Source organism: Kitasatospora putterlickiae, from assembly GCF_039527695.1.
GTDB classification, from domain to species: Bacteria; Actinomycetota; Actinomycetes; order Streptomycetales; family Streptomycetaceae; genus Kitasatospora; species Kitasatospora putterlickiae.
In genome coordinates this window covers 1,646-2,873 of record NZ_BAAAKJ010000450.1, presented here as the reverse complement: position 1 = coordinate 2,873, position 1,228 = coordinate 1,646, and the positions used below count along the sequence as shown (strand labels likewise).

The following is a 1,228-nucleotide window of genomic DNA, read 5'->3' as shown; positions in this document are numbered from 1 at the left end:
TGGGCTGGCTGCTGGAGCAGGCGGCGCTGCGCGGCCACTCGGCCCTGGAGGCCGGCGAGGTGATCACCGGGCTGGAGCGGCTCGGCGTGCCGGACTCCGCCGCCGCCGTCCAGGCCGCCGTGGTCGACGGCGGGGCGATGCCGTTCCAGGAGGAGCTGACCGGTGCCGAGGCGCACGCGGCCGGCGGGGACGAGGACGACGAGCCGCCGACCCGCACCCTGCTCGCCCTGGAGCGGCTGGCGCTGGCCGAGGAGAGCCTGGCCGACGGCCTGGTCCGGCTGATGTCCACCTTCGTCCCCGGCGAGGACCCGGCGGAGGACGAGGGGACCGACGACGCCGGTGACGGTGACGCCGGTGACGGTGACGCCGGTGACGGTGACGGTGACGGCGAGACCGCCGGGGAGGCGGCCGCCGCACCCGGTCCGGCCGCCTGGGAGGCCGCCGCGACCGCCGCCCCGTCCTCCTCGGCGACCGCCCTGATCCGGGCCGCCGCCGAGAGCGCGCTCGTCCTGCACACTGGCGGCGAGGCCGCCCGGGCGGAGCCGGCCGCGCTGCTGGCCACCGCGACCGGGCTCGGCCTGCGGGCCTGGGCCGCCACCTGGACCGACCACGGCCGGGACGCCTTCGCCGGGCTCGCCCCCCTCGCCGACGCCCCGGCGCCGGCGCCCGTCGACGCACTGGCCGAACTGCTCGGCGGCGCGGCCGGCCCCGGCCGGGCCGCCGACGGCACCCTCGCGCTCGATCTGCTGATCGTGCTGGACGCCCCGCTGCTGGACGTCGAGCTGGCCGCCACCCTGCTGGAGTCGCTGGCGGACGGCACCCGCCTGGTGCTCAGCGGAGACCCGGGCCAGCTCTGGTCGGCCGGTCCCGGCCGGTTCTTCGCCGACCTGCTGGCCGCCAAGGCCTGCCCCGCCGTCGCCTCCCGCACCCCCGACTTCGGCCCGATCGGCGAGCTGGTCTCCGGCGTCGGCATCGGCGAGCTCCAGCCGGTCGACGCGCCCGGCAAGGAGGTGGTGATCCTGACCGCCAAGGACGCCGGGGAGGCCGTTCACCGCGCCATCCAGCTGCTGACCGACTCCATTCCGCGCGCCCTCGGCATCCCGTCCGAGCAGGTCGTGCTGCTCACCCCGGGGCACGGCGGCGGGGCCGGCACCCGCGCGCTGAACGCCGCCGCCAAGGCCCGGCTCAACCCCGGTCCGGGCCGGTTCGGCGGCTTCGACCCGGGCGA

1 pseudogene is annotated in these 1,228 nt (G+C 78.6%); it reads left to right on the top strand.

The features are described 5' to 3' along the window. Positions 1-1,228 (top strand): annotated as a pseudogene (locus ABD308_RS36255) (exodeoxyribonuclease V); the annotation flags it as partial.